4 protein-coding genes are annotated in these 6,541 nt (G+C 75.5%); all 4 read left to right on the plus strand.

The features are described 5' to 3' along the window. Window positions 1-237: 237 nt before the first annotated feature. Window positions 238-924, plus strand: a complete 687-nt coding sequence (locus FLM69_RS10860; RefSeq protein ID WP_036317999.1) for a hypothetical protein — start codon at window positions 238-240, stop codon at window positions 922-924. An 80-nt stretch (window positions 925-1,004) separates the two neighbouring features. Further along, window positions 1,005-2,078: an o-succinylbenzoate synthase gene (locus FLM69_RS10865; protein WP_134415775.1), complete on the plus strand. Its 1,074-nt coding sequence runs from the start codon at window positions 1,005-1,007 to the stop codon at window positions 2,076-2,078. Window positions 2,079-2,306: 228 nt separating this feature from the next. After that, a complete protein-coding gene (locus FLM69_RS10870; RefSeq protein ID WP_141844216.1) occupies window positions 2,307-4,451 on the plus strand; it encodes a PhoX family phosphatase in 2,145 nt (714 codons plus the stop codon). Window positions 4,452-4,567: 116 nt separating this feature from the next. Then, on the plus strand, window positions 4,568-6,541 hold a 1,974-nt coding region (gene menD, locus FLM69_RS10875), incomplete at its 3' end, for a 2-succinyl-5-enolpyruvyl-6-hydroxy-3-cyclohexene-1-carboxylic-acid synthase (RefSeq protein ID WP_255502836.1).

Raw genomic sequence — 6,541 nt, forward strand, 5'->3', positions numbered from 1 at the left:
GGGGGGGGGGGGGGGGGGGGGGGGGGGGGGGGGGGGGGGGGGGGGGGGGGGGGGGGGGGGGGGGGGGGGGGGGGGGGGGGGGGGGGGGGGGGGGGGGGGCCGGGGGGGGGGGGGGGGGGGGGGGATGGTTTTCATTTTTCCCGGCCGCCAACCCGTCTGGCAGGATTCTTGGGCAGGCCACGCCCCCGTCGCCGTCCCGTCCTCCGCGCCCCTGAGCCGCCTGCCTAGCCTGGGGCCATGACCCGCGTGCCCCCCGCCCACGGACATCGCCCGGCCCTCCGCGACTCCACCGGCTCGGCTCACGGCCCGGGCGTCGAGCCGGGCGCCCGGCCCCGTCTCTCGGCCGAGGACCTGCTGGCCGCCCGGGACGCCCTGGCCCCCTTCGGCCGGCTGAGCCGGCAGGAGCCCATCGAGTGGGCCGCCGAGGAGCCCCTCGCCCCGGACCTGGCCGACTTCTACCGCTACGTGGGACCGGAGTGGCTGGAGATCGACACCCTCGGCCTGCCTGTGATGTTCTTCCCGCTGGACCGCCTGTGGGACGAGCAGGCCGGCTACCGGTGGAACCCCCGAACCGGTGCGCTGCTGGTGGACTGGAACGACGACTGGACCGTGGTGGCCAAGCAGGGCGCCGACCCGTTCATCCACGCGGCCTCCACCGGCCAGGTGCTCATGGCCCCGGGAGACGAGGGCTGGGAGGACCGCCTGGACGAGCCGCGACCGGTCTTCCGGGACCTCACCGAGATGACCCGCGCGCTCGCGGCCGTGGGCACGGCGTGGGCGCGCTTCGACGACCCGTTCACCGCCGACTGGCATCTCACCGAGGAGGTGACGGCCGCCGTCGTCGCCGGCCTGGAGGGGGTGCTCGGCGCCCACGACCGCGCCGTGGACCTGGCCCGAGCCCTCGGCTACCTCCGCGCCGTCTGAGCGTCGGCGCCGACACAGACAGTCCCACCCCGCCGGCGCCCGTCGGAACGGGAGCCGAGCGCCCTTCCTACACTGGCCGCATGAGCACCGCCCCCGCCCTGCCCCCGCTGCCCGGCGCGCCGGGCGGTCCCGCCCTGCCGAGCGTCGAGGAGCTGCTGGCCGACGCCGTCGCGGTCGCCCTGCCGATGCGCGTGCGGTTCCGCGGCACGGACCTCCGTCACGCCCTGCTGCTGCGCGGCCCGGCGGGCTGGGCCGAGTTCTCCCCGTTCCCGGAGTACGGTCCGCACGAGTGCGCCGCGTGGCTGGCCGCCGCGATCGAGGCCGGCTGGCAGGGCTGGCCCGGCCCGGTCCGCCAGACCGTCCCCGTCAACGCCACCGTGCCCGCGGTGGCCGCGGACGACGTCGAGGCCGTCCTGGCCCGCTACGGCGACGGCATCACCGCGGTCAAGGTCAAGGTGGCCGAGCACGGACCCGAGGGCGGTCTCGTCCCCGGCGGCCGCGAGGCCGACCTGGCCCGCGTGCGGCGGGTGCGCGCGCTGCTGCCCCACGCGCAGGTCCGCGTCGACGCCAACGCCGGCTGGACGCCCGCCGAGGCCGTCGACGTGCTCACCGCGCTGGCCGACGTCGGCCTCGAGTACGCCGAGCAGCCCGTGCCCGGCATCACCGACCTCGCGGAGGTCCGCGCGGAGCTGCGCGCCCGGGGCGTCCCCACCCCGATCGCCGCGGACGAGGCGGTCCGCAAGGCCGAGGACCCCCTCGCCGTCGCGGCCGCCGGCGCCGCGGACCTGATCGTGGTGAAGGTCCAGCCGCTCGGGGGCGTGCGCCGGGCCGCGGCGATCGTGGCGGCCGCGGGGCTGCCCGCGGTGGTCTCCTCAGCGCTGGACACCTCCGTGGGCATTGCCGGCGGCGCCGCGCTCGCCGCCTGCCTGCCGTCCCTGCCGCACGCATGCGGGCTCGGCACCGCGGCCCTCTTCGAGCACGACGTCGTCGCCCCGGCCTGGCGCCCACGCGCGGGGGCCCTCCCGGCACCGGGGGAGCGGGCCCCCGCCCCCGACCCGGAGCTGCTCGACCGCGTCCGGGCGGACGGGGCGCGGCAGGCGTGGTGGGCCGACCGCCTGCGCGCGGCCCACGCGGTGCTGGCCGCGCAGGGCTGACGGGCCCGCCCGGTCCCCGTCGACGCGGGGAATGTGAGCCGGATTACAGCACGTCAACGGGACGAAATCCGGCGGCCGGGAAGAGTTCAACTCGCGGCCACCTGGGCGTGGCTCGCCGCTCGGAGCGAGGGGCCAAGGTGATGGCAGCCCCGGCCGGCCTCACCCCCGGGGTCGCCTCCGGCCCGGCACCGGACCCCGAACCATCCCCACGACGCGAAGGACCCCGTCATGCTGAAGCGCCTCCTCCCCATGGCCGGCCACACCCGTGGCAACCGCTCCGCCGTCACGTGCGAGCTCAAGTGCGGCAACGCGTGCGCCCACCCGGTGCCCAACACCTCGGCGAACCCGACCTTCCAGCAGATCGCGGAGACCGCCATCTCGCGCCGCTCCGCCCTGGTCGGCGGCACCGGCCTCGCCGCCGCCGTCGTCATCGGCTCCCAGGTGGCCCAGGCCCCCGAGGCGCTCGCAGACAACGGCCGGCGCCCGACCGGCGGCGGCAAGCTCCCCTTCGAGCCCATCGCCCCGGTGACCCGCACCGTGGACACCATGACCGTGCCGGAGGGCTACGACTGGGGCACCGTGATCCGCTGGGGCGACCCGCTGTTCGCCGACTCCCCGGAGTTCGACATCGAGCACCAGACCGGTGCGTCGCAGGCCGCCCAGTTCGGCTACAACAACGACTACCTGAACATCATCACCGACGGCGGCAACGACCGCTCCGGCTACCTCGTCTCCAACCACGAGTACACGAACGAGAACATCATGTTCTCCCCGGAGTACATCGCCTCGAACTTCGAGGACGTCGTCAACGTCGGCCTCCAGGCCCACGGCCTGTCGATCGTGGACCTCAAGCGCGCCAAGCGCGGCGCCCCGTGGGAGTACGTCCGCGGCGGCCGTCGCAACCGCCGCATCACCGGCACCACCGAGTTCGAGGTCCGCGGCCCGGCCGCCGGCCACGCGCTGCTCACGACCGTCGAGGACCCGACCGGCACCCGCGTGCTGGGCACCCTGAACAACTGCGCCGGCGGCACCACCCCGTGGGGCACCGTGCTCTCCGGCGAGGAGAACTTCAACCAGTACTTCAAGGGCCGCGGCACGGCCGAGGAGAAGCGCTACGGCATCTCCGCCTCCGCCACCAGCCGCGGCTGGGAGAAGGTCCACGACCGCTTCGACCTGACCAAGCCCGGCTACGAGAACGAGGCCAACCGCTTCGGCTGGGTCGTCGAGATCGACCCCGAGGACCCGACCTCCACGCCCGTGAAGCACACCCTCCTGGGCCGCTTCAAGCACGAGGCCGGCACCGCCGTGATCTCCCCGTCCGGCCACGCCGTGGTCTACTCCGGCGACGACGAGCGCCACGACTACCTGTACAAGTTCGTCTCCGCCGAGAAGGTCCGCGAGGGCGACAAGAAGCACAACATGCGCCTGATGGACAAGGGCACCCTCTACGTGGCCAAGTTCTCCGGCGACTCCCCGGCCGCCCAGATCGACGGCAAGGGCACCCTGCCCTCGGACGGCGCCTTCGACGGCTCCGGCGAGTGGATCGCCCTGGCCGACGAGAAGACGTCCTTCGTCCCGGGCATGTCCCTGGCCGAGGTCCTCGTCTACACCCGCCTCGCGGCAGACAAGATGGGCGCCACCAAGATGGACCGCCCGGAGGACGTCGAGACCAACCCGGTCACCGGCAAGGTCTACGCGGCCCTGACCAACAACACCAAGCGCACCGCCGTGGACGAGGCCAACCCGGTCATCGGCAACCGCGACGGCCACGTCATCGAGATCACCGAGCGGGGCGGGGATCACACCTCCACCACCTTCACCTGGGTCATCCTGCTGCTCGCCGGCGACCCGGCGGTCTCCTCCTCGGCCTACTTCGCCGGCTACCCGAAGGAGAAGGTCTCCCCGATCTCCTGCCCGGACAACCTGGCGTTCGACTCCGAGGGCAACCTCTGGATCTCCACCGACGGCCAGCCCGGCACCATCGGCTACGCCGACGCGCTGCACAAGGTCACCCTCGACGGCGCCGAGCGCGGCCGCGTCCAGCAGTTCCTCGCCGTCCCCCGCGACGCCGAGACCTGCGGCCCCGTGATCCACGACCGCGACAACTCCGTGTTCGTCAACGTCCAGCACCCGGGCGAGGACGGCACCTGGGGCGCGCACACCTCCTACTTCCCGGACTTCCTGAGCCCGACTGGCCCGGTCCAGGTGGGCGACAAGGTCGCGGCCCCGCGTCCGTGCGTCGTCCAGGTGTTCAACGCCACCGGGAACAACGGCATCGGCAAGGGCGCCGGCAAGGAGAAGGGCAACAAGGGCAAGGGCAACGGCAACGGCAACGGCAAGGGCAACGGCAACGGCAAGGGCCCGAAGGGCTGACCCCCGCCTCCGCGAGGACCCTCGACGAGGCCGTCACGGCCGGCGCCACCGCGTCACCGTGGCGGCCTCGCCGCGTCCGGGGCCCGTCCGCGCCCGGGCCTAGACTGGTGGCCACCATGACCTCCGTCGACTCCCTCTCCGTGGCGCGCGCCGTCGCCACCGCCCTGATCGACGCCGGCATGCGGGACGCGGTGGTCTGCCCCGGCTCCCGCTCCGCCCCGCTGGCTTACGCGCTCGCGGCCCTCGAGCGCGCCGGCGAGGTCCGCCTGCACGTGCGGGTGGACGAGCGCTCGGCCGGCTTCCTCGCCCACGGGCTCTCGCTGGCCTCGGGGCGCCCGGTGGGCGTGCTGACCACCTCGGGCACCGCCGTCGGGAACCTGCTGCCCGCCCTGATGGAGTCCATCCACGCCGGCACGCGCGTGATCGCGCTGACCGCGGATCGTCCGCCCGAGCTGCACGGCACCGGCGCGAACCAGACCACGGACCAGAGGGGCGTGTTCGGCACGCACGTCCGCCATGCCGCCTCCCTCGGCTGCGACGCCGCCGACGGCGTGGATGCCGAGCAGCATCTGCGCCACGTGCGGGCCACCGTGCGCCGGGCCCTGCTGGCGGCCGAGGGGGTCGTCGCCGAGGCCGGTTCCGACGACGGCGCGCCCGGTCCGGTGACGATGGCAGAGGCCCCGGCCGGGCCGGTCCACCTGAACCTGCACTTCCGCGACCCGCTCGTGCCGAGCCCTGAGGAGGCGGCCGCCATGGGCGCCGCCGCGGCGCCGCACACCCCTGCTCCGGCCGTCGCCCCGACCGGCGCGAGCCCGGCCCCCGCCGCGTCGACCTACCGGGCGCCCGGGGCGGTGCTCTCGGGGCTGCCCGAGCTGGACGTCGCCCGCCTGGACCAGCGGCGCACCGTCGTGCTGGCCTGCCACGGTGCCGGCCCCGTGGCCGCGGCCTTCGCGCTGTCCCTGGGCCTGCCCCTGCTGGCCGAGCCGTCCTCGAACGCGCGGTTCTCCGCCAACGCCATCGCCGCCTATCCGCTCCTGCTGGGCGCGGCCGGCGGGCGCGACGCGGACGCACACCCTCTGGCCGCCCGCATCGAACGGGTCGTGCTGTTCGGCCGGCCCACGCTCACCCGGACGGTCAACGCCCTGCTGGCCCGCCCCGACGTCGCCACGGCCCTGCACGCCCCCGAGCCCGCACCATGGTTCGAGCCGGGCCGGCGCCGGGAGACGCCCGTGGAGACCCTCGAGGAGCTCGCCGCCTTCGCCGGGCAGGGCGAGCCCGGCTGGCTCGCCGCGTGGCAGCACGCCTCGATGCGCGCCCAGGCCGCCGTGGAGGACGCGCTCGTCACCACCGACGCCGGCGACCGGCTCAGCCCGCAGACGGTGGCGCACGTGAGCGCCGCCATGGTCCGGGGTCCGCTCGTGCTGGGCTCGTCCTCGGTGATCCGGGACGTGGACCTGACCTGGCGGCCCCCCTCGGCGCCGGACGCGGAGGTGTACGCCAACCGCGGGCTCGCCGGGATCGACGGGACCGTCTCCACGGCCGCGGGCGTCGCACTGGCGCGCGGACGGCGGACCGTGGCCCTGCTCGGCGACCTCACCGCCCTGCACGAGGCGGGCGGCCTGCTCGTGGGCCCCACCGAGACCGAGCCGGACCTCGACCTCGTGGTCGTCAACGACGACGGCGGGGCGATCTTCGCGAGCCTCGAACACGGGGCCGTGGCCGAGGCGCCCGGCATGGCGGACCCCGTCGAACGGCTCTTCGGCACCCCGCACGGCGTGGACCTGGCCGCCCTGGCCGCCGCGTACGGCCTCCCGCACACGCGGGTCACCGACCGCGTCGACCTCGTCCGGGCCCTGTCCGACCCGGTGCGCGGCCGGCGTCTGCTCGAGGTCCGCTGCGACCGCGCCGACCGCCCGCGCGTCGCCGCCGCCCTGGCCGCGGCGGTGCGTGCCACGTTCCCGCCCGCGTGCCCCGTCCCGGACCCCGCGCCGGACGCCGGCCCGGCCCCGTCTCCTATACAAATCTGCGGCTGCCGACGAGCGGCCATGTGTGCCGCTCCGCAGCCACCCCGCAAGCTAGGAAGCAACAAT

Origin of the sequence: Micrococcus sp. R8502A1 (assembly GCF_006704135.1) — a bacterium.
Classification (GTDB): Bacteria; Actinomycetota; Actinomycetes; order Actinomycetales; family Micrococcaceae; genus Micrococcus; species Micrococcus luteus.